Below are 20,967 nucleotides of genomic sequence, written 5' to 3' on the forward strand. Positions count from 1 at the left end.
GAGATCAAGGTTCCCGATGCGGTGCAGATCCAGGACCTCACCCCCCATCAAGGACACGGTCTCGTTCCCGGTTGGTGTGGCGATCGACAGCCGCGAGACCGCGGGGCCTGGGTCGAAGTTGCTGCTCAAGCACTTCAACCAGGTGACGCCGGAGAACTTCATGAAGCCCGAGGCTTGGTACAACGCCAACGGCGAGTGGAGCCCGAACTCCGAGATCGCGTCGCTCATGGACTACGCGAAGGCCAACGACCTCCGCGTCTACGGTCACGTGCTCGTGTGGCACAGCCAGACGCCGGCCTGGTTCTTCAACAAGAGCGCGACCGACTCAACGCCTCTGACCAACTCCGAGGCGGACAAGCAGCTGCTCCGCGAGCGGCTCGAGACTCACATCAACAACGTCGCCGACTACCTCGCCCAATGGGGCGACTACGGTGACGGCAACCCCATCCAGGCGTTCGATGTGGTCAACGAGGTGGTCAACGACGGCGCCTCGCCGGATACCGGCGGCCTGCGCAACTCGCGCTGGTACCAGGTGCTCGGCGATGAGTACATCGCGGACGCGTTCCGCTACGCGGATGCCGCGTTCAACCACGGCGACCACACCGCGGTCGGTGCAGATCGCCCGGTGAAGCTGTTCATCAACGATTACAACACCGAGCAGTCGGGCAAGCGCGCCCGCTACCTCACGCTGATCAACAACCTCATCGCGAACGACGTCCCGATCGACGGGATGGGCCACCAGTTCCACGTGAGCCTGGCAACACCAGTCTCCGCAATGGATGAGGCACTGACCGCGGGCGAGGCCACCGGTCTGCTGCAGGCGGTCACGGAACTCGACGCTCCCACGGGAACGCCAGAATCCCAGGCCAAGTTCGTTGACCAGGGTTACTACTACCGCGACGCGTTCAACATCTTCCGGGCCCACGCTGCCGACATGTTCTCTGTGACCCTGTGGGGTCTCACGGACGGTCGTTCGTGGCGCGACTCGAGCGGCGGTCCGCTCGTGTTCGACGACGGATTCCAGGCGAAGCCCGCGTACTACGGCATCGCCGACGCCGGGGACCTTCCGGCGAGGATTCGCACAGCCAATTCCTTCGAAGGTGACGTCCCCGCCACCGCCGCGGGAGCAGCGTCGGGCGAGTGGAACCTGCTGCCGCTGCTTTCCGCGGGAGCCAACGCCAGCTTCCAGACGCGATGGTCGAGCGATCACCTCACCGTCTACGTGGACGTGGACGATGCCACGGTCGACGACGCCGACGCCGTGACGGTTCAGGTGGGCTCCACGGACTTCACCCTGCCGCGCAGCGGTGGAGAACTGGGTGCGGTGGTTCCGCGCGACGGCGGCTACACGGCCGTGCTGCACGCTCCGCTGTCGAGCGCTCAGGCCGGCGACGCCATCCAGCTTGACGTGCGCGTCACCGACGGAGACGACACCGATGGCTGGAACACGCCAGGGGCAACGGGAACGGTGACCCTCGTGGAGCCTTTGTCCCACGTGGATGTTCCAGAGGCGCCGGTGGTGCCGGTGATCGACGGGACGCTCGACGCTGCATGGAGCACGTCATCCTCGGTGCAGACCCTCAAGGAGATCTCGGGCTCGAACGGCGCCATCGGCACGTTCCACCTGCTCTGGAAGGGCCAGACGCTCTACGTCTTCGCGGAGGTCGCCGACCCCACGGTCGACACCACCGGTTCAGACCCCTGGGTCCAGGACTCCGTGGAGATCTACGTGGACGGCGGAAACGCGAAGAACGGCTCGTACCGCTATGACGACACGCAGATCCGCATCAGCGCGGACGGCGTCGTATCGTTCGGCACCGGCGACGAGGCCTTCCAGGCCAACCGACTGCAGTCGTCGGCGAAGCGCGTCACCGGCGGGTACGTGGTTGAGGCGGCGATCAGCCTCCTCGAGTACGGCGGCCTCGGCACCGTGCAGGGTCTCGACGTTCAGGTGAACGACGCCACCGGCGGCGCCCGCACCGCGATCCGCAACTGGGCCGATCCCACGGGAACCGGGTACCAGACCACGGAGCGCTGGGGTGTGGCCAGCCTGGTCGAGGGCACGCTCATCGAGCAGACGTTCGTGCCGAAGATCTCGGGCTCTGCCGTCGTGGGCAAGACCCTGTCCGTGAGCGGTGCGCCCGCGGGCGCCGCGCTCACCTATCAGTGGCTGCGGAACGGCTCTGCGATCTCCGGCGCCCATGCGGCCACGTACAAGCTCACGGCGGCCGACGCTGGGAAAAAGATCAGCATTCGGGTCACCTCCGTGATCGCTGGCTATGCGGACGCCACCAAGACGTCGGCGCAGACGTCGGTGGTGCTGAAGGCGTTCACCAAGACGTCAACCCCCAAGATCACGGGCACCGTCAAGGTGGGCTCCAAGCTCACGGCGACGCTCTCCGCGTGGTCGCCCAAGGCGTCGTTCAAGTACCAGTGGTACAGCAACGGCAAGGCGATCAAGGGCGCCACCAAGTCCACCTTCACGCCCACCCGCTCCCAGGCTGGGACGACGGTCACCGTCATGGTGACGGGATCGAAGTCCGGCTACCTGGCGGTGTCGAAGATCTCGGCGGGCAAGAAGGTCCCGCTGCTCGCCCTCAAGGTGGGTCCCACGTGGCTCAACGGCCCCACCAAGGTTGGCGGCACCCTCAAGGTCACCCCCGGCGCCTCGCGTCCGGTGGCCACGGTCAAGACCTACCAGTGGTACGCGAACGGCAAGGCGATCTCCGGCGCCACGTCGTCCACGTACAAGGTCAAGACCGCCGACAAGGGCAAGCGCATCACCGTCAAGGTGACGTATCGCGCGCAGGGCTTCGCGACGAAGGTTGTGGTGGCGGGACCAACCTTCCCAATCGCGGCGCGCTAACGAGGGGTGCCACCGACGCTGGCGCGGTCCGCTTCGCGGGCCGCGACCCAGCGCCGGTGGCGCCCTGCGCCGTTGGCGGCCATCGACCACTCGCCGTCGACGAAGAGCAGTCGCGTTCCAGGGGATTCGAGCCAGCGCGACACGAGTTCCCTCTCCTCCGTGAGCACGGCTGTTGCGACGTCGAGCTTCTGGGTAAGCGCCCGGAGCCTCTCTGCCGCCTGCCACACGCCGGACTTCACGTGCTCGGATCCGACGAGCGCACCCTCGGCGAACCCCGCCACGTCCCATCCGTCGCCGAGTCTGCGCACGGCGACGATCGAGCATCGGGCAAGGGCCTCGAGGCGCTGGGCGCGCATCGCGCCCTCGACGAATGCGCTGACCCCGTCCCGCAACTGGGCCGCGCGCTCGAAGTTCAGGCTCTCTGCGTGCTCCGCGATCGCTCTCTCCACTACCGACACCATGGTGCTCGGGTCCTCAAGAAGAGCTTCGCGGGCGGCGGTCACCACACCGTCGTAACCGGAGTCTCCACCGAGCACGCACGGCGCCGAGCACGCGCCAAGGTCCTTGAGCAGGCACGCCCTGGCGCCTGCGCGGGGTGTGACGGGAAGGCGCGTGGTGCACGTGCGCACGCCGAGCGCCACTTGCGTGACCTCGATAGCCAGCCGAGCGTCGGCCGCCCCACGCATGGGACCGAGGACCGCGTCACCGCGCCCCGCAGACCGGGACACGCTCAGGCGCGGGTAGCGCTCGTCGGTGAGGCGCACCCATGCGGTGCGCTCTGGCCGCGCCGAGCGACGGTTGTAGCGCGGGCGGAACTCGTCGATGAGCCGCACCTCGCGCACGTTCGCCTCGAGTTCCGTTGCGCACACGATGGTGTCGACGCCGACGGCGAGCTCGAGCATGTCCCTCACGCCGCGGCGCTGCTCGGCGCGCGTGAAATAGGACTTCACTCGCGAACGCAGATTCTTGGACGTGCCAACGTAGAGGCGTTCGCCCTGCGGCCCGCGGAAGATGTACACGCCAGGCTTGCTCGGCACGGCGTCGGCCATCCGCGCCTTCTTGCGCACCCGCTCTGGCATGGGATTGCGTAGGGCGTCGAGGTCCTCGCGGTGGGTGATGCCAAACGCGGCGAGGCGCTCGAACATCCTGTGCATGATCTCGGCGGTGGCGCGAGCGTCGGACAGCGCTCGGTGATTGGGGGTGACCTCGGTGCCGAAGACGCGCGCGAGGGTGGACAGCTTCTTGTTGGGCGCCTCCTCCTTGGTGGTGGCCCTGCGGGCGAGCGTGACGGTGTCGACGACCTCGCTGCCGGGCCACTTGTAGCCGTGGGTGCGGCACGCCGCACGGAGAAAGCCTGTGTCGAACGGGGCGTTGTGCGCCACCAGCACTGCGTCGCCGAGAAACTCGAGGAACGCAGGGAGCACCTCCTCGATGGGGGGAGCGCTCACCACCATGGCATCGGTGATTCCCGTAAGCGCGACGATCATGGGAGGGATGGGCGAGCCGGGATTCACGAGCGTCTGGAACTCGCCGATCACCTCCCCGCCGCGCGTCTTGACCGCGCCGATCTCGGTGATGGCGCTCGACGTGGGGCTGCCGCCCGTGGTCTCGAGGTCCACGGTGACGAAGGTGGTCTGCGAGAGGGGCTCGCCGAAGTCGTCCAGCCGACGCTGCAGGTGCAGCATCGCCTCAACGGTCGAGGACGGCGAAGTGGGCATGTAGCGAACCTACGTCAACGCCCCGACATGGGCGTGTCGTACCCCGTCGCTACGGTCGAGGCATGCTCATTGATTGCGATACCTGTGAGGTCCGCGGCAAGGCGTGCGCGGACTGTGTAGTCACGTTCCTCACGATCGGCGTGCGCCCCGCGGAGCCGGAGCCCCTCACGACGGTCGTCGAGTTCGACACGGAGGTCTCGGCCGCCGTGTCCGCCCTGGTAGCTGGTGGCCTCGTGCCGCCGCTGCGCCTTGTCGAGAGAAGGGCCGTCTAGCTCACCTGCGTTACGAGCCGACGTTGTGGCCGGGAGCCCCGCTGCCTCCGCCACCCCTGTTGTCCGTGTAGAGGCTCTCGACCGTGTCCGCATAATCCTTCAACACCAAGGCGCGCTTCACCTTCAGCGAGGGCGTGAGGTAGCCGTTCGCGATGGTGAAGTCGTCCGTGAGGAGCTCGTACTTGCGGATGGATTCTGCTCGCGACACCACCTCATTGGCGCGCTCGACCGCCTTGTCGAGGTGCTCCAGGATGATCGGGCTCTTGACCGCCTCCTCCACCGTCATCGGCGGGAAGCTGTGGCTCTTGAGCCAGCCGGGCAGCGCCTCGTCGTCGAGCGTGATGAGGGCGCCGATGAACGGTCGCGCGTCGCCCACGACGACAACCTGGCTCACGAGCGCGTACGCGCGCAGGCGATCCTCGAGCACTGCGGGCGCCACGTTCTTGCCGCCTGCGGTGACGATGATCTCCTTCTTGCGGCCGGTGAGGAACAGGTAGCCGTCCTCGTCCTCATACCCGACGTCGCCGGAGTGGAACCAGCCGCCCTCGAACGCCTCGGCCGTGGCCTCTGGGTTGTGGTGGTAGCTCTCGAACACAATGGGACCGCGCATGAGGACCTCGCCGTCGTCCGCGATCTTGACCTCGGTGCCGCTGAGCGGGAGCCCGACTGAGCCGATCTTGGACAGCTTGGGCCGGTTGACGTGGGACGCCGCCGTGGTCTCGGTGAGACCGTATCCCTCGAGCACGGTGATGCCGAGCCCGCGGTAGAAGTGGCCAAGGCGCGCACCCAGCGGCGCGGAGCCGGACACGGCCCACCTCGCCTGTCCGCCGAGCAGGTCCATGATGCGGTGCAGCACCAGCTTGTGCGCGAGCGCGTGGCGCAGCTTGAGCGCCACACCGGGCCCGGAGGGCGTGTCAAGGGCCATCGAGTAGTCGATGGACTGCTTGGCCGCCCAGCGGAAGATCTTCACCTTGCCGCCCGCGGCGGCGGTCTGCTCTGCGCCGTTGTAGACCTTCTCGAAGACTCGGGGAACAGCCACCAACAGCGTCGGCTTGAAGGGGCCGAGCAGCGGCACGAGCTTCGAGGAGTCGGGGCAGAAGCCAACGATGACGCCGGTGGCGAGGAACACGATCTCGATGAGCCGAGCGAACACGTGCGCGAGGGTCATGAACAGGACCGTGCTGGCGCCCTCCTGATACAGCACCTCCGGCAGCGCCTCCTGGATGCCACGAGTGTGGTGCACAAAGTGGAAGTGGTTCAGCCGCACGCCCTTGGGCCTGCCGGTGGTTCCGGAGGTGTAGATGATCGTGGCGAGGTCATCGAGCCCGACGCTCTCGGTACGGCGCTTGACCTCGGCGTGGTCGCCGCCCGCTCCGAGCCGGTAGAGCTCGTCAAGCGCGCCCTCGTCGATCACGTGCACGTGCTGCAGAGGTGACTCGGTCAGCGCGACCGCGCGGGCGAGCTCGGCGTGCTTCGCGGTCTCGACAAAGATCCGGGTGACGTTCGCGTCGGACGTGATCCAGTCGATCTGATCCTGCGAGGAGGTGTCATAGATGGGCACGGGGACCGCTCCAACCGACCACAGGGCGAGGTCGATGATGGTCCACTCGTAGCGGGTCTTGGCCATGATCGCCACGCGATCGCCCACCTTCACGCCCTGCGCGATGAGGCCGAGCGAAGCGCGTCGGACCATGTCCATGGCCTCGTCGCCGGAGACGTCGTGCCACTCGAGCTTGTCGTCGTGCCAGCGGAACACCGTTTCGGGCCCTCGGGCGACCCAGCCGCCCTCCGCGAGCGCAACAATGTTGCGTGGATAGTCCTCCGTCTGGGTAGGCATCGTCGTCTCTCCCGTGGCTTGGCGTCGGTGACGGAAACGATACCCTCATAGAGCCTCCGGGGACTCCAAGAAAGGCTGGAATACGTGCACGCGGTCGGTGTGGATATTGGCGGTACCAAGATCGCCGTCGGCGTCGTCGACGAGTTCGGCACCATCCTCGCCAAGACGAAGCGCAAGACGAACCCTCAAGATCCCGCGAGCATCGATGCGGCGATCGCCGACGCGGTCGCCGAGTTGGCCGTGGACCACGAGTTTCACGCGGTGGGACTCGCGGCCGCAGGGTTCGTCTCCTCGGATCGCGAGCGAGTGCTCTTCGCGCCCAACATCGCGTGGCGCGAGTACCCACTTGCGCAGCGAGTCGCCTCGGCCATCGGCAGGCTCGACATCGATGTGGTCGTGGAGAACGACGCAAACGCCGCAGGCTGGGCCGAGTTCGCGTACGGTTCTGGTTCGGACTCCCAGCACATGGTGATGCTCACCATCGGCACCGGCCTTGGCGCGGCCATCGTCGCTGACGGGCGCATGCTACGCGGCGCATACGGCTTCGCCGCGGAGCTTGGCCACCTGCGGGTGGTCCCCAACGGGGAGCCGTGCGGCTGCGGCCAGCGTGGATGCTGGGAGCAGTACGCCTCAGGCTCTGCGCTCACGCGCGAGGCGCGGAAGGCCGCGGCGGCGCACCCTAAGCGCGCGGCCGCGCTCATCGAGGCCGCCGGGGGAGACCCGTCAGCCATCAAGGGCCCCATGATCACCGAACTCGCCTTCAAGGGAGACGAATTCAGCGTCGGGCAGCTCGCGGAACTTGGCCGCTGGATCGGCGAGGGCTGCGCGGGACTCGCCGCCGTGCTCGACCCCGAGCGATTCGTCGTTGGCGGGGGCGTGATCGGCGCGGGTGACCTGCTGCTTGACCCCGCGCGCGAGGCGCTGTCCTCCCATTTGTCGGCAAGGGGGCACCGCACTCAGGCCCCGATCGTGGCGGCGGCTATGGGCAACGACGCGGGTATCGTGGGAGCGGCGGCGCTCGCACGACTGGAGTCTTGATGTACTACAACGCCTTCAAGTACGTACTCCTTGGGCCCGGGCTCAAGGTGTACTACGACCCCTGGCACGAGGGGGAGGAGAACATCCCGGAGAAGGGCGGCGCGATCCTCGCGTCGAACCACCTCTCGTTCTCTGACTCGGTGTTCCTGCCGCTCGTGATCAAGCGCAAGCTCGTGTTCCTGGGCAAGGCGGAGTATTTCGAGGGCAAGGGCGTCAAGGGGTGGGCGACGAAGGCCTTCATGGAGGGCGTCGGCACCATTCCCGTACAGCGCGGAGGCGGGCGGGCATCCGAGGCGGCCATCCGCACGGGTGTTGAGGTGCTCAAGGGCGGTGACCTGCTCGGCATCTATCCCGAAGGCACACGCAGCCCCGATGGCCGCCTCTATCGCGGCAAGACGGGCGCGGCGCGCATGGCGATCGAGGCCGGCGTTCCGGTGATTCCCGTAGCCATGATCGGCACCGACAAGGCGCAGCCCATCGGCCAGCGCGTGCCGAACCGCGCGGTGAAGGTGGGTGCGCGCATCGGCCGCGCCATTGACCTCAGCGAGTTCGCCGGCAGGCAGGAGGACCGGGAGGCCCTGCGCGTGGCGACAACGCGCATCATGACGGCGATCCAGGAGCTGTCCGGCCAGGAGTACGTCGACAAGGACGCCGCCATCGTCAAGCGCTCCATGGAGAAGGCCAAAGGGCCCGACGCCGGGGCGGCTGGGTAGGACCGTCGCCCTAGCCTTGGGGCCCGCTGGCCGCCACTAGGATGGTCGCGATAACCCCCATGTGAAAGGCCCGTCATGTCAGTGCGCCGTGTTGCCCTGCTCACCGCCGGAGGCTTCGCCCCCTGCCTGTCATCCGCCGTCGGCGGACTGATCGAGCGCTACACCGAGATCGCCCCAGAGGTGGAGATCATCGCGTACCAGCATGGTTACTGGGGCCTCCTCAAGGGCGAGAGCGTGACCATCACCGACACGGTGCGCAAGCACGCCGGACTGCTCCACGAGTACGGCGGTTCGCCCATCGGCAACTCGCGAGTGAAGCTGACCAACACCGCCGACTGCGTCAAGCGCGGCCTGGTGCAGGAGGGTCAGGACCCGCTCCAGGTGGCGGCGGAGCAGCTGGTCAAGGATGGCGTGGACGTGCTGCACACGATCGGCGGCGATGACACGAACACGACCGCCGCCGACCTCGCCGCGTACCTCGCGAGCAACGACTACGGACTCACGGTCGTGGGCCTGCCCAAGACCATCGACAACGACGTGGTCCCCATCCGCCAGAGCCTCGGCGCCTGGACCGCCGCGGAGCAGAGCTCGATTTTCGCGCAGAACATCATTGGCGAGCACCGCTCGGGACCCCGAATGCTCATCGTGCACGAGGTCATGGGGCGCGCGTGCGGGTGGCTCACGGCAGCGTCGGCCCTCAAGTACCGCGAGTGGCTGGCCACGCGCGAATGGCTCCCGGAGATCGGCCTCAGCGAGGAGCGATGGGACATCCACGCCGTGTACGTGCCAGAGTCCCCGATCGATCTCGACGCCGAGGCGGAGCGCCTGCGCGCGGTCATGGACGAGGTGGGCAACGTCAACATCTTCCTGTCCGAGGGCGCGGGCGTCCCCGAGATCATCAAGGAGATCGAGGAGGCGGGCGGAGAGGTGCTGCGCGATGCCTTCGGTCACGTGCGGCTCGACACCATCAACCCCGGCGCCTGGTTCGCCAAGCAGTTCGCGGAGCGCCTCGGCGCCGAGAAGGTGATGGTGCAGAAGTCCGGCTACTTCTCGCGCTCGGCCGCGGCCAACCCGGAGGACCTGCGTCTCATCAAGTCCATGACCGACTACGCGGTGGAGTGCGCCCTTCGCGGCGAGTCCGGCGTGATCGGCCACGACGAGGAGGACGGCGACCGCCTCAAGGCGATCGAGTTCCCGCGCATCAAGGGCCACAAGCCCTTCGACGTCACGCAGGAGTGGTACACGGACCTCCTCGCCGATATTGGGCAGCCATGAGCGACACGGGGGACAGGCTCGCGGCAGCGGGCGTTGACTCGTACCTGACGCGGGAGGCGAAGCAGCAGCCGGCATGGCCCGACGCTGATGCACTAGCGCGCGTGAGGGCTCGGCTTGAGCGCGTCCCACCCCTGGTATTCGCGGGGGAGGCCGACGTCCTGCGCGGCCACCTCGCGGCGGCCGGCAAGGGAGAGGCCTTCGTGCTGCAGGGCGGGGACTGCGCCGAGATCTTCGCCGAGGCCACCGCGGACCGGATCCGCAACAAGATCAAGACGATCCTGCAGATGGCCGTCATCCTCACGTACGGCGCGTCGACGCCGGTGGTCAAGATTGGGCGCATCGCGGGCCAGTACGCCAAGCCGCGCTCCGCGGACCTCGAGACCCGCGACGGCGTCACGCTGCCGGCCTACCGTGGCGACATCATCAACTCCTCGGCGTTCACGCCGGAGGCACGCGTTCCGAACCCGGAGCGCATGCTCGACGCATACAACGTGTCCGCGTCCACGCTCAATCTGGTGCGCGCGTTCACCCACGGCGGCTTCGCCGACCTGCGTCGCGTCCACGCCTGGAACAAGGGCTTCGCCGCGAATCCCTCGTACGCCCGGTACGAGCAGATGGCGGCCGACATCGATCGCGCGGTGCGTTTCATGGGCGCGGCCGGAGGCGACTTCGATGCGCTCAAGACCGTGGACCTGTTCGCTAGCCACGAGGCGCTGTTGCTCGACTACGAGAGGGCGCTCACGCGCATCGACTCGCGATCGGACCTGCCGTACGACTGCTCGGCGCACTTCGTGTGGATCGGCGAGCGCACTCGGGACCTTGATGGGGCCCACGTGGAGTTCATGTCCAAGATCCACAACCCCATCGGCGTCAAGCTGGGGCCGACGGCGACCGGCGCGGAGGCGCTCGCGCTCGCCGAGAAGCTCAACCCGGAGAACGTCGAGGGACGCCTCACGTTCATCGTGCGCATGGGGGCGGAAGAGATCCGCGCCAACATGCCGCAGCTGGTGGAGGCGGTGCGGGACGCGGGCCTGAACGTGACGTGGCTCAGCGACCCGATGCACGGCAACACGTTCACCTCGGAGTCTGGCTTCAAGACGCGTCGGTTCGACACGATCCTGGACGAGGTCACGGGCTTCTTCGAGGTCCACGAGGCGCTCGGCACGGTTCCCGGCGGGCTCCTGGTGGAGCTCACGGGAGACGACGTCACCGAGATCCTCGGCGGCACCGAGAAGATCGATGACGCGAGCCTTGCGCTGCGCTACGAGACCAAGGTGGATCCGCGCCTGAATCACCAGCAGTCGCTCGAGCTCGCGTTCCTCGTGTCCGAGTTGCTCGCCAAGCGAACCCCGCGAGTGGAGACGATCTAGTTGTAGACCAAGACGAGCGTCGTGCCCTTTTCGACCTGCTGATTGGGCGCGAGGCTCTGGTCCACGATGTGGTTCTTGTGGCTGAGGAACGCGTACTTTCCGTTCGTGACCACGTTGAAGCCATCCTTCTTGGCTGCGGCAACCCCGTCCGCGTAGTCCATCCCCACATAGTCGTCGACCGTGATCAGCGGCGGTCCGTCGGAGACCCAGATGGTGATCGGATCGGTGCGGTGGGCGTCGGCGTCGGCCTTGGGATCCTGCTTGAAGATCTGGCCCTTCGCCACCTTCTCGGTGCGGTCGTGCTCCACGGTGACATCCATGGCGTAGTCAGCGAGCGAGGCCTGCGCTTCCTCGAGCGTCATTCCCGTGAGGTCGGGCACGACGATGGGCTCGGGGCCGCCGGAGACGGTGAGGGTCACGGGCTCGTCGTGGCGGATGCTGGTCCCTGGCTTAGGACTCGCAGAGATGACCTCGCCCTTGGGGATGGTGTCGTCGTAGACGGTCTCCGACTTGGCTGCAGTGAGGCGCGCCTCGTCGAGGGCCGCGCGCGCGACTTCCTCCTGGCTGCCGACAACGGAGGGAACGGTGATCATCTCCGGGCCGAGCGAGATGATGAGCGTCACCTCGGTGCCCTTCTGCGCGCGCTGCTGCGCCTTGGGATCCGTGCCGATGGCAGTGCCCTCGATCGCCTCGTCATCGTTGCGCTCGTCGACCTTGACGGTGAATCCGGCGGCCTCAAGCATGCGGGTGGCGTCCTCTTGAGTCTGCCCCTCGACGTACGGCACCGTCGTGAACGCCCCGGGGCCCACGGCGTTGTACCACCACAGGCTCGCGGCGCCGAGCAGCACGATCACGGCGAGGATCGCTCCCACCCACCACCAGGCCCGACGCTGCGGCTTGGTTGGCAGCAGGGCGTCCGGGTCCTCGTCGAAGGCGGCGAGGTCGGTGCCCACGCGCTCGAAGGGCCGGCCGATCCCGACCGGCAGCGCGACGGTCATTCCCGCGGCCGGGGTCTCGAGCACGGTGGTCGCGTCGGGATCCCTCGTGATCGCGAGCGTCCCGCTCGGCGGGTCCGCCCGTCGGTCGAGGGTTGGATCGTCCATGAGTGCGCGCGTGGATCTGACGAGCACGAGCGCCGCAGCGGCGTCCGTAGGCCGCTCGCTGGATTCGCGTGCCGCGAGGGCCGCGACGAGGTCGTCGAATTCCGTGGGCAACCAGGGGGCAAAGGTCGACGGGGTGGGAAGGTCCTCGTGAACGTGCTGCGCGGCGATGTCGACGGGGGACTCGCCGGTGAAGGGATGCCGTCCGGTGACCATCTCGAACAACATGACGCCCACCGCGTACACGTCGACACCAGGGGAGCCCGCGTCGCCGGCGGTGAGGAGCTCCGGAGCGAGGTAGCCGGGGCTGCCCATGATGAGGGTGTCCGACTGGGCGTTCACCTCGGTGACGGCCCTGGCGAGCCCAAAGTCCGTGATGCGCGCACGGCCGTCGGTGTCGATGAGGACGTTCTCCGGCTTGACGTCGCGATGCACGAGCCCCAGTCGGTGAGCTGTCGCGAGCGCGTCGAGGATCGCGTCGGTGAGGCCGAGCGCCTCGCCAATGGTGAGGGTGCCTTCCTGCGCGATGCGCGAGCGAAGGTTCTCACCGCGCACGTACTCCATCGTCAGGTAGGACAGCTCGCCGTCGATGCCCTGGTCGTAGACGTGCACGATGCCTGGGTGCGTGAGCCGCGCGGAGGACTTCGCCTCGCGGCGGAAGCGCGCCACGAACTCTCGCGACGCGGCGTCGTCAACCAGTGGCTGGTGCATCGCCTTGAGCGCCACCTCGCGCTCGAGCCGCTTGTCGAAGGCAACGTAGACGGCCGCCATCCCACCCGTCGCCACGTGATTGCGGATCTCGTACCGCCCGTCGACGACGCGGCCGATCAAGGGGTCGGTGAGCGTCTCGGACACGGCTTCATTCTAGGCGGGGCTGCAACGTGCCCTTGAGGGGCATGCCGGGTGCGGGCAAGGTCAGTCGAACCTTTTCATCAGCGCGCGGACGGACTTCACGTACTGCTTCGTGTCGGGGTTCATGCCGTGCTTTCGCACGCCTGCGAGGCCTTGGTAGTACCCGGCGATCGCCTGGTCCAGGTTGTCCGCATTGCGCGTGAGGTACTTGAGGAGCACCACACCGGCCGTGATGTTGTCGTTGGCGTCGAGGAGGTCGAGGTCGCGGCCAACGATGGTGGAGACCCACGCGCCGGTGGACGGGATCACCTGCATCGTGCCGATGGCGTTGGCGGGGGAGACGGCACGCTGATTGAAGCCGGACTCCTGGTACGCGACGGCGAGCGCGAGCGACACGTTGACGCCGTACTTCTTGGCCGTCTTCTCGACGAGCGCGCGCGTCTGGGCGCGCGTGGGCACGGCGCTGTTGTTGAGGAGCTGCTTGTTCGCGTTCGCTCCCCGCACCACGTCTTTCGAGTACGTGCGCCCAGCAAATGTGTCTCCTACCAGGCCCGTTGGCACACCGCCGGGGATGGTGAGCTTCTGGCCCACGCGAATCGACGAGGGGTCCGTGATGCCGTTGGCACCCGCGATCTTGGAGACTGTGGTGCCGAACTTGCGGGCGATCGCGCTGAGCGTGTCGCCAGACTTGACGGTGTACCGCGCGGCCGCGGTCGTGGACTTGGTGGTGCCCGACGCTGTGCTCGACTTGGTGGTCGTGGTCGCCTTCACGCCGGGAATGGTGAGGCGGTCGCCCACGTGGATCACCGCGTGGGAACCCAGGTTGTTGGCCTTGACGATCGAGGCGACGGTGGTGCCGTAGTGGACGGCGAGGTCCCAGACGGTGTCGCCGGATTTCACCGTGTGCTTTGCGGAGCCGGTGGCCTTTTGGGTCGACGACTTGGTGGCCGACTTCGTGGCAGCGGTCTTGGTGTGCGCGGCCTTCGTCGCGCCCGGGATCACGAGCTTGTCGCCAACGTGGATCGTGGCGCGCCGGTCCAGGTGGTTCGCGTCCACGATCGCCGTCACGGTGGATCCATAGTGGCGCGCGAGGTCCCAGACGGTGTCACCGCGCACCACGGCGTGGGTGACGCGAGACGTGGATTCCGCGGCGCGAGCGGTTGGCACCGCGAGAACAACGGGCGCCGCGGCGGGCGCGAGCGCGCGCTCGATCGAGGCTGGAAGGGCGGCGAGCTGCGCGGTGACGGGGGCCGCCTCTGCGGCGATGCCCGCCTCGTGGGCCTGTTCGGCGTGGGCCGGGGACGCGAACAGCCCGGTGGCGGAGATCACGGCCGTTGCGCTGATCGCGCTGGTGCGCGCTCCTGCGGTGGGGGTGAACGAGGTCACGGTGTCCTCCAGACGGTGAGGGTGTGACGGATGTGACTCAAGTGACTCATGTGACAATATCTCGCGAGGGCGCCGACGGCAACCCTCGATAGTCTTGGCGCATGTCAGACGCCGAGTGGCTCACCGTTCCAGACTTCGCCGATCGCCTTGGTGTGACGGCGTCTCACGTGCGCGAACTGCTCCGTGAGGGGGCCCTCGTGTCGACGCGGCGGGGAGAGCGCAACACCGTCCAGATTCCGGCGGACTTCATCGTCGACCTCGATGGCGCGCCCGCGATTCTGCCGTGGCTTCACGGCACGCTGACGGTGCTCAAGGACGCGCATCTGAGCGACGAGGCGGTGCTCGAGTGGCTGCTCAAGGACGAGGAGGAACTCGGCATGAGTCCCCTCGCGGCACTGCGGTCCGGTAAGCGCGCGCCCGTGCGCCGAATCGCTCAGACGCTGCTCTAGGACTCTCTCGCGCCCCAGGTAAGCAGCAGCCTCGAGAGCTCGGCGCGGCCCTCCGGGGCGATGGCGAGGCCGCCGACAATGCGGTCCGCTTCTGCGGTGAGCCCGGCGATCTCTGCCTCCACAGCGGCGATGGCTCCCGACTCCCTGATGACGGCTATCGCGGCGGCGACCTCAGCCTCGCTCGCGCTTGGCCGGCCCACGGCGACCTCGAGCGCGGACCTGGCGGCAGCGTCGGCCCGTGTCCAGGCGTGCCACAGCGGAACGGTGCGCTTTCCCTCGCGAATGTCCTCGCCAACCGGCTTTCCCGTCACGGAACTGTCGCCTACGAGCCCAAGGAGGTCATCGCGCAGCTGGAAGGCGATGCCGGCGGGCAGCCCCGCCGCGCGTGCCGCCTCGATCTGCGCTGGGGAGGCACCGGCCGCGCTCGCCCCAAGGGCGAGCGGGAACTCGGCGGTGTAGGACGCCGTCTTCGCGCGCATCGTGGCGCGGATGTCCTCCAGCTGGCCGTCGAGCGCCGTCAGGGGAGTGGCCGCGATGCGCATGTCGAGGTACTGGCCAACGGTGACGAGTTCCATCATCTCGGTGAACAGGCGCATCGTCGTTGCCTGCGCCTCGCCCAGGGGCGCGCCGGCGATCGCTCGCGTCGCCGCGACCAGACTCAGGTCGCCGGCGAGCACCGCGCCCGCGAGGCCAAAGCGCTCCGGGGCGCCGGTCCCGCCGCGATCCGCGTGCTCCTTGGCGAACGTGAGATGAGTCGTTGGCCGTCCGCGACGGGTGTTCGCGTCGTCGAGCACGTCATCGTGGACGAGGGCAGCCGCCTGGAAGAGCTCGAGCGCGGCCGCCACGGGAGCGACGGCATGGGGATCGTTTCCACCGTGCGCCGCATAGCTCGCCATGATGGCCGCCGCGCGCATTCGCTTGCCGCCGCGCACGGCGACGGCGAGTGCATCGATGAGCTCTTCGCCGATGGCGCCTGTGGGGCTCGCGGTCGCGCGGACCTCCGCAATGGTCGCGGCAATCGCCGCCTCGATCGCGTCCTGCGTGGCATCGGGCACGGCACCAGCCTAGAGGCGCGTCCCCAGGGTGGTCTCACCTTGGGGTTATCCACCGTTCGGCGGTCCGACGCTCGCGCCAGCCGGGCGGCCGCGTCAGGGTTTCGGCATGGAGACATTGAAGATTGGCCTCGGCGAGATCGTCGCCGGAATCCCTACGGTCCTGGGCCACGAGCCGAGCGAGGCGGTGGTGGCGTTGAGCCTCAACGAGTCGGGTCTGCCCACGTGCGCCTTCGAGATCCCGCGCTCTGTGCTGCTTGACGAGGACTCCGCGGGAGTCACCGCGGCCGCCGTCGCGGAGGAGCTGTGTGAGGATCGCGGCTTCGCGGTGCTGCTCGTGAGCTACACCGATGCGGACGTGCGCGCCCACTGCCCTGCGCTTGAGGCGCTCCGCCTGGAGGTGGACGTCGCGGTCCCGAACGCGGAGGTGCTCGCGGTCAAGGACGGCGAGTGGTTCCGCCCTGGATGCTTCGACGTCGGGTGCTGCCCTCGCGAACTTCCCGAGGTGCCCGTCGCCTACGCGAACATCGTCGAGGACGCGCGCAGGCGGGCCGAGGAGCACGCCGAGCATGCGCGCAGGGCGCTCGAGCGAGTTCAGCGCCGCTTCGAGCAGCGCGAGTCGGCGGCGCTCGTGTGGGAGGAGGCGCTCGCAGAGGGTGCCGTGTGCGACGCCACTGCCGCGCGCAGGCTCGCGGCTACGCTCGACGACCTGTGCGTGCGCGACTGGGTGGTGCTGACGATCCTCGGGGCGGGGCCTGAGGCGAGGGACGATGCGCTGGAGGGGCTCGAGACCGGGGCCGTCGCCGTCGCCCTGGATGCGGCGCTCGTCGGCCACGCGCGACCGAACCTGCTTGTCACGGAGCGCGCCCGCGCGGTGGTGGAGCGCGTGGCGCGGGCCGCGCGCGGACGCTCTCGCAAGGCGGCGACGAACACGTTGGTTGCCGTGCTGGACTGGTGGGAAGGGAATCTTGACGAGGCGAAGGAGCGTTGTGACGTGGCGTTGAGCGCCGATCCCAACTACCGCCTCGCGGAGCTCGTCCTGCTCGCGGTCAGCCGCGGGATCCGCCCTGGCTGGCTTGCGCATGCCGGACAAAGCGCCCATTAGGGGGTGTGAGGCGAGAAAACCGGTGCGATCGGGGAACGAATCACTTGACAGCGGCGTTACAATTTAATGGATTTGCGCGCGGCCCACCAGCCTCGTTCCCAAGTCCGCAGCGCCACAATCCACATCACAGCGTCGTCCTGCCGCGCGCAGGCACGATGCGCCCCCGATTCTCGAGGAGCCTGCCACGACCCCCGCTAAGGCAACTGCCACCTCTCGCAAGGCCAAGACCGAAGAGCCGGAGCTCGAGGTCGTTGACGACGCCGAGCTCGACGATACCGAACTCGACGCGGCCGTCGTTGACGACCCGGAGCCCGACCCCGCCGCCGTCACTGGCGACGTTGCAGTGGTCGCCGAGGCCGACGAGGACGAGGACGAAGACGACGAAGAGTCCGAGGAGGACGCCGTCGGCTTCGTGGTGACCACCGGCGACGACGACGCGCCAACCCAGCAGGTCATGACCGCTGGTGCCACTGCGGACCCGGTCAAGGACTACCTCAAGCAGATCGGAAAGGTCGCGCTCCTCAACGCAGAGCAGGAGGTTGACCTGGCCAAGCGCATCGAGGCCGGCCTGTTCGCGGAGGAGAAGCTCGCCTCCGGCGAGAAGATCGCCCCCAAGCTGCGCCGCGAACTCGAGTGGATCGCGAACGACGGCCGTCACGCCAAGAACCACCTGCTCGAGGCCAACCTGCGCCTCGTGGTCTCGCTCGCCAAGCGCTACACGGGCCGCGGCATGCTGTTCCTGGACCTGATCCAGGAGGGCAACCTCGGGCTGATCCGCGCGGTCGAGAAGTTCGACTACACCAAGGGCTACAAGTTCTCCACCTACGCCACGTGGTGGATCCGCCAGGCCATCACCCGCGCCATGGCCGACCAGGCCCGCACCATCCGCATCCCCGTGCACATGGTCGAGGTCATCAACAAGCTCGCCCGCGTTCAGCGCCAGATGCTCCAGGACCTGGGCCGCGAGCCCACGCCCGAGGAGCTCGCCGCAGAACTCGACATGACGCCTGAGAAGGTCGTCGAGGTGCAGAAGTACGGCCGCGAGCCCATCTCCCTGCACACGCCCCTCGGCGAGGACGGCGACAGCGAGTTCGGAGACCTCATCGAGGACTCCGAGGCCGTTGTTCCCGCGGACGCCGTTGGCTTCACGCTGCTCCAGGAGGAGCTCAGCAAGGTCATGGACACGCTCAGCGACCGCGAGGCCGGTGTGGTGGGCATGCGCTTTGGGCTCACCGACGGTCAGCCCAAGACGCTCGACGAGATCGGCCGGGTCTTCGGCGTGACGCGCGAGCGCATTCGCCAGATCGAGTCCAAGACGATGTCGAAGCTGCGCCACCCCTCGCGTTCGCAGGTCCTGCGCGACTACCTCGACTGATGCCGCATTACCTTCTGCGGTACCAGTACGTCGACGGGATCGACGCGAAGCGTGGCCCGTACAGAGACGAGCACCTGACCCGACTGTGGGCGGAGGCCGATGCAGGGCGAGTGCTGATCGCCGGGGGAGCGGGCGATCCCGTGAGCGAGGGCATCATCGCGTGGAGCGTCGACGACCCGCAGCTGATCCACGAGTTTGTCAAGGGCGATCCCTACATGACGGCAGGCCTCATCACGTCGTATGACGTGGTGCCGTGGCGAACCGTGGTCGGTGACGCGGCCGCGGAGCCGCTGCGCCCCTAGCCTCTACGGCACCGTCGCCGGGTCCTCAGGGAGGGCCGACGCCGGCTCGCCGTCCGCGGCGCGATCGCGCGCGGTCTGGGCTACCACGATCCCCGCGAGCACCAGGGCCGCGCCCGCGATCTGGACCGCGATGAGGGTCTCTCCGAGCCACACCCACGCCACGACGAAGGCGAACAGCACCTCCGAGGATGCGAGGATGCCGACCGCCGTGGCGGAGAGATGGCGCAGCGCGGCGAAACTCAGCACGAACGGCGCGAACGCGCCGAGCGTGATGACCCAAAGCGTCGGGACCCACAGCGGCACGTGAACGTCGTCGAGCGCGCCCGTGAGGGACACCGTGCTGCTCATGAGCGCGGGGTCCAGCCGCCACCAGCCGCTGAACAGCGCCCAGAACGCCGTCGCGAAGGCGGAGGCCCAGAAGGTCACCGCCATCGCTGGGCGGCGGGCCACGCCGCGTTCGCCCGCCAGGAAGTAGAACGCGTAGGCGACCGCGGCAGCGAGCGCCGCAAGCGTGCCGATCCAGTCGAGGCTGATGTCCCAGACCTCGGCCACGATCGACAGCCCGATGACGACGAACGCGATAGCGAGCCACAGCCGCGCGTGCACCTGCTCCTTGAACAGCAGCCACGCGGCGAGAGCAACGAGGATGACCGCGGTGTACTCGATGAGCAGCGCCACCCCAACGGGCAGGCGAGAGATCGCGACCGCGTAGAGCCACTGGATCATCGCGACGCCGGCCACGCCGAGGGCGGCAAGACCGGCGGCGTCGCGGGCGGAGATGCGAAACTGCTCCCTCGCGGAGACCGCGAGCACGGCGCCGGCGATGACCGCCGTCGACAGGGTCCTGAGGAACGTCAGCTGAGCCGCGGTGACGCCCGCGCCGATCACAACCTTCGCGACCGAGCCGTTGACGCCAAAGAGGAGGGCGCCCGTGAGTGCGTACACCGAGCCGCGTACGGGGGAGCGGTGCACGGTCACCGCGCCAGCCTACGGTCCCACCACCCCCGCATCGTCTCGGTACAAGGGTGTCGCTACCGCGGGGTTGTGACGCCCGGAGCGTGGCGTCCGTGCGGGTTCACGACGGACGTCTGCGCGGAGCGTGGCGTCGGTGCGGGTTCACGACGGACGTCTGCGCGGAGCGTGGCGTCGGTGCGGGTTCACGACGGACGTCTGCGCGGAGTGTCCGTCACGAACCGACGGCCGCAGGTTCCTGACGGACCTCTCCGCGATCGGTCCCGCGAACCCCACCGCCCCTGCGAACCCCGCGCCCCTGTGAACCCCGCCGCCCCTGCATCCTCTCGGTACAACGGTGTCGTTACCGCGCGGGAAACGACCCGTGTGTACCGAGAGGAGGTGGAGGGAGAGGGCGCTAGCATCGACATGACCCCGAACGGAGAATCACGTGGACTTCCTGCGCTACACGTTGCTGACGCTGCACATCCTGGGCGCCGCGGCGATCATCGGCCCCGCGTTCGAGCAGCTGCGATCCGACGCCAAGCGCATCACGACTGTCATGGTGTGGGGTGCCCGCGCGCAGATCGTCACCGGCCTCGCGCTCGTGGGCGTCGCCTACGCGAACGACGCCGACCCCGACCACGCCAAGATCGCGGTCAAGCTGCTGATCGCGCTCGCGGTTGTAGGCATTGCGGAGGCCACGCGCAAGAAGGGCGCCGTCGCGTGGGCGTTCTGGTCGGTGTTCCTCCTGACGATCGTCAACGTCATCGTCGCTGTGTTCTGGCACTGAAATGACAGTGGTGAGGCCTGCGGTTCCGGACGACGCCGCGGAGATCGTCCACTTGGGCGCACTCATGTACAAGTCCGTCGGCGCCAAGCCCACGCCGCAGTGGGCGCTCGAATCCACGCGGATCGTCAAGGAGCGCATTGGGCGCGATCTGATTGGCTTCGTGATCGACGCCCCAGAGGGCGGTCTTGCGAGCTGCGGTCTCGTGAACGTGGAGCCGCGCCTGCCGCGCCCGGGCAGGCACTCGCCGCTCGTGGGCTACGTCCAATGGGTCTCCACCGCGCCGCAGCACTACCGCAAGGGCTACGCGAGAGCCATCATGAACGCACTCCTCGAGGAGACGGACAGGCGAGGCATCGAGGTGGTGGAGCTCCACGCTACGGAGCGCGGCCGCCATCTCTACGACGACCTGGGTTTCTTCGAGAAGCGAGACAACGTCGCGATGCAGGCGTTGCGTGGCGATGCGGCGAAGGAACGGCGCTAGCCCTCCACGGCCCCGGCGTGGAAGCGCGGCCC

At 68.2% G+C, this 20,967-nt stretch carries 17 protein-coding genes and 1 pseudogene; 12 read left to right on the top strand and 6 right to left on the bottom strand.

Annotated elements, in window-relative coordinates; all coding sequences use genetic code 11:
- Positions 1 to 16: 16 nt before the first annotated feature.
- The gene (locus tag NVV57_11285) at positions 17 to 2,866 is read left to right on the top strand and encodes an endo-1,4-beta-xylanase (protein MCR6713228.1); all 2,850 of its coding nucleotides are present in this window, start codon (positions 17 to 19) and stop codon (positions 2,864 to 2,866) included.
- Here NVV57_11285 and NVV57_11290 read toward each other — a convergent pair.
- Positions 2,863 to 4,584: a DEDD exonuclease domain-containing protein gene (locus NVV57_11290; GenBank protein MCR6713229.1), complete on the bottom strand. Its 1,722-nt coding sequence runs from the start codon at positions 4,582 to 4,584 to the stop codon at positions 2,863 to 2,865. The genes NVV57_11285 and NVV57_11290 overlap by 4 nt on opposite strands.
- A 62-nt stretch (positions 4,585 to 4,646) precedes the next feature.
- On the opposite strand from NVV57_11290, the gene NVV57_11295 reads away from it, so the two are divergent.
- The gene (locus NVV57_11295; GenBank protein MCR6713230.1) at positions 4,647 to 4,856 is read left to right on the top strand and encodes a hypothetical protein; all 210 of its coding nucleotides are present in this window, start codon (positions 4,647 to 4,649) and stop codon (positions 4,854 to 4,856) included.
- Positions 4,857 to 4,866: 10 nt separating this feature from the next.
- On the opposite strand, the gene NVV57_11300 is transcribed toward NVV57_11295, so the two are convergent.
- Positions 4,867 to 6,693: an AMP-dependent synthetase/ligase gene (locus tag NVV57_11300; GenBank protein MCR6713231.1), complete on the bottom strand. Its 1,827-nt coding sequence runs from the start codon at positions 6,691 to 6,693 to the stop codon at positions 4,867 to 4,869.
- An 84-nt stretch (positions 6,694 to 6,777) separates the two neighbouring features.
- Between NVV57_11300 and NVV57_11305 the strand changes: the two genes are divergently transcribed.
- The 4 genes from NVV57_11305 (at position 6,778) to NVV57_11320 (ending at position 11,089) form a co-directional block, all read left to right on the top strand.
- Positions 6,778 to 7,731 (top strand): ROK family glucokinase, encoded by a 954-nt coding sequence (locus NVV57_11305; GenBank protein MCR6713232.1) that lies wholly within the window; start codon positions 6,778 to 6,780, stop codon positions 7,729 to 7,731.
- Entirely contained in the window at positions 7,731 to 8,444 is a 714-nt protein-coding gene (locus NVV57_11310) for a 1-acyl-sn-glycerol-3-phosphate acyltransferase (GenBank protein ID MCR6713233.1), read from the top strand. Before NVV57_11305 ends, NVV57_11310 begins: the two co-directional genes overlap by 1 nt.
- Before the next feature lie 75 nt (positions 8,445 to 8,519).
- On the top strand, positions 8,520 to 9,719 hold the full coding sequence (locus NVV57_11315; protein MCR6713234.1) for a pyrophosphate--fructose-6-phosphate 1-phosphotransferase: 1,200 nt from the start codon (positions 8,520 to 8,522) through the stop codon (positions 9,717 to 9,719).
- Entirely contained in the window at positions 9,716 to 11,089 is a 1,374-nt protein-coding gene (locus NVV57_11320) for a 3-deoxy-7-phosphoheptulonate synthase class II (protein ID MCR6713235.1), read from the top strand. Before NVV57_11315 ends, NVV57_11320 begins: the two co-directional genes overlap by 4 nt.
- On the opposite strand, the gene pknB is transcribed toward NVV57_11320, so the two are convergent.
- Together pknB and NVV57_11330 are read right to left on the bottom strand one after the other, a co-directional pair.
- Positions 11,086 to 13,044, bottom strand: coding sequence for a Stk1 family PASTA domain-containing Ser/Thr kinase (gene pknB, locus NVV57_11325; GenBank protein ID MCR6713236.1), 1,959 nt, complete (start codon positions 13,042 to 13,044; stop codon positions 11,086 to 11,088). The genes NVV57_11320 and pknB overlap by 4 nt on opposite strands.
- A gap of 60 nt (positions 13,045 to 13,104) precedes the next feature.
- Entirely contained in the window at positions 13,105 to 14,427 is a 1,323-nt protein-coding gene (locus tag NVV57_11330; protein MCR6713237.1) for a LysM peptidoglycan-binding domain-containing protein, read from the bottom strand.
- A gap of 101 nt (positions 14,428 to 14,528) precedes the next feature.
- On the opposite strand from NVV57_11330, the gene NVV57_11335 reads away from it, so the two are divergent.
- Complete coding sequence (locus tag NVV57_11335; GenBank protein ID MCR6713238.1) at positions 14,529 to 14,876, top strand: Rv2175c family DNA-binding protein; 348 nt, start codon at positions 14,529 to 14,531, stop codon at positions 14,874 to 14,876.
- Here NVV57_11335 and NVV57_11340 read toward each other — a convergent pair.
- Positions 14,873 to 15,931 (bottom strand): polyprenyl synthetase family protein, encoded by a 1,059-nt coding sequence (locus tag NVV57_11340; GenBank protein ID MCR6713239.1) that lies wholly within the window; start codon positions 15,929 to 15,931, stop codon positions 14,873 to 14,875. The genes NVV57_11335 and NVV57_11340 overlap by 4 nt on opposite strands.
- 106 nt (positions 15,932 to 16,037) lie before the next feature.
- On the opposite strand from NVV57_11340, the gene NVV57_11345 reads away from it, so the two are divergent.
- The 3 genes and pseudogenes from NVV57_11345 to NVV57_11355 all read left to right on the top strand — a co-directional run bounded on the left by NVV57_11345 (position 16,038) and on the right by NVV57_11355 (position 18,710).
- Entirely contained in the window at positions 16,038 to 17,033 is a 996-nt protein-coding gene (locus NVV57_11345; protein ID MCR6713240.1) for a DUF4192 domain-containing protein, read from the top strand.
- Positions 17,034 to 17,139: 106 nt separating this feature from the next.
- A pseudogene (locus tag NVV57_11350) lies at positions 17,140 to 18,408 on the top strand (RNA polymerase sigma factor).
- Positions 18,408 to 18,710, top strand: a complete 303-nt coding sequence (locus NVV57_11355) for a YciI family protein (GenBank protein ID MCR6713241.1) — start codon at positions 18,408 to 18,410, stop codon at positions 18,708 to 18,710. Before NVV57_11350 ends, NVV57_11355 begins: the two are co-directional and overlap by 1 nt.
- 3 nt (positions 18,711 to 18,713) lie before the next feature.
- Here NVV57_11355 and NVV57_11360 read toward each other — a convergent pair whose 3' ends face one another.
- Entirely contained in the window at positions 18,714 to 19,688 is a 975-nt protein-coding gene (locus tag NVV57_11360; GenBank protein MCR6713242.1) for an EamA family transporter, read from the bottom strand.
- A gap of 424 nt (positions 19,689 to 20,112) precedes the next feature.
- On the opposite strand from NVV57_11360, the gene NVV57_11365 reads away from it, so the two are divergent.
- Both NVV57_11365 and NVV57_11370 read left to right on the top strand, forming a co-directional pair.
- Complete coding sequence (locus tag NVV57_11365; protein MCR6713243.1) at positions 20,113 to 20,454, top strand: hypothetical protein; 342 nt, start codon at positions 20,113 to 20,115, stop codon at positions 20,452 to 20,454.
- A 1-nt stretch (position 20,455) separates the two neighbouring features.
- A complete protein-coding gene (locus NVV57_11370; GenBank protein ID MCR6713244.1) occupies positions 20,456 to 20,935 on the top strand; it encodes a GNAT family N-acetyltransferase in 480 nt (159 codons plus the stop codon).
- Positions 20,936 to 20,967 lie beyond the last annotated feature (32 nt).

Source organism: Demequina sp. (genome assembly GCA_024707205.1).
In the GTDB taxonomy this organism is placed as follows: Bacteria; Actinomycetota; Actinomycetes; order Actinomycetales; family Demequinaceae; genus Demequina.

Bases quoted from the DNA above. Each gene is read 5' to 3' on its own strand.
- NVV57_11285 (MCR6713228.1), top strand. From the start codon at position 17: ATGCGGTGCAGATCCAGGACCTCACCCCCCATCAAGGACACGGTCTCG.
- NVV57_11290 (MCR6713229.1), bottom strand. From the start codon at position 4,584: ATGCCCACTTCGCCGTCCTCGACCGTTGAGGCGATGCTGCACCTGCAG.
- NVV57_11295 (MCR6713230.1), top strand. From the start codon at position 4,647: ATGCTCATTGATTGCGATACCTGTGAGGTCCGCGGCAAGGCGTGCGCG.
- NVV57_11300 (MCR6713231.1), bottom strand. From the start codon at position 6,693: ATGCCTACCCAGACGGAGGACTATCCACGCAACATTGTTGCGCTCGCG.
- NVV57_11310 (MCR6713233.1), top strand. From the start codon at position 7,731: ATGTACTACAACGCCTTCAAGTACGTACTCCTTGGGCCCGGGCTCAAG.
- NVV57_11315 (MCR6713234.1), top strand. From the start codon at position 8,520: ATGTCAGTGCGCCGTGTTGCCCTGCTCACCGCCGGAGGCTTCGCCCCC.
- NVV57_11320 (MCR6713235.1), top strand. From the start codon at position 9,716: ATGAGCGACACGGGGGACAGGCTCGCGGCAGCGGGCGTTGACTCGTAC.
- NVV57_11335 (MCR6713238.1), top strand. From the start codon at position 14,529: ATGTCAGACGCCGAGTGGCTCACCGTTCCAGACTTCGCCGATCGCCTT.
- NVV57_11345 (MCR6713240.1), top strand. From the start codon at position 16,038: ATGGAGACATTGAAGATTGGCCTCGGCGAGATCGTCGCCGGAATCCCT.
- NVV57_11355 (MCR6713241.1), top strand. From the start codon at position 18,408: ATGCCGCATTACCTTCTGCGGTACCAGTACGTCGACGGGATCGACGCG.
- NVV57_11370 (MCR6713244.1), top strand. From the start codon at position 20,456: ATGACAGTGGTGAGGCCTGCGGTTCCGGACGACGCCGCGGAGATCGTC.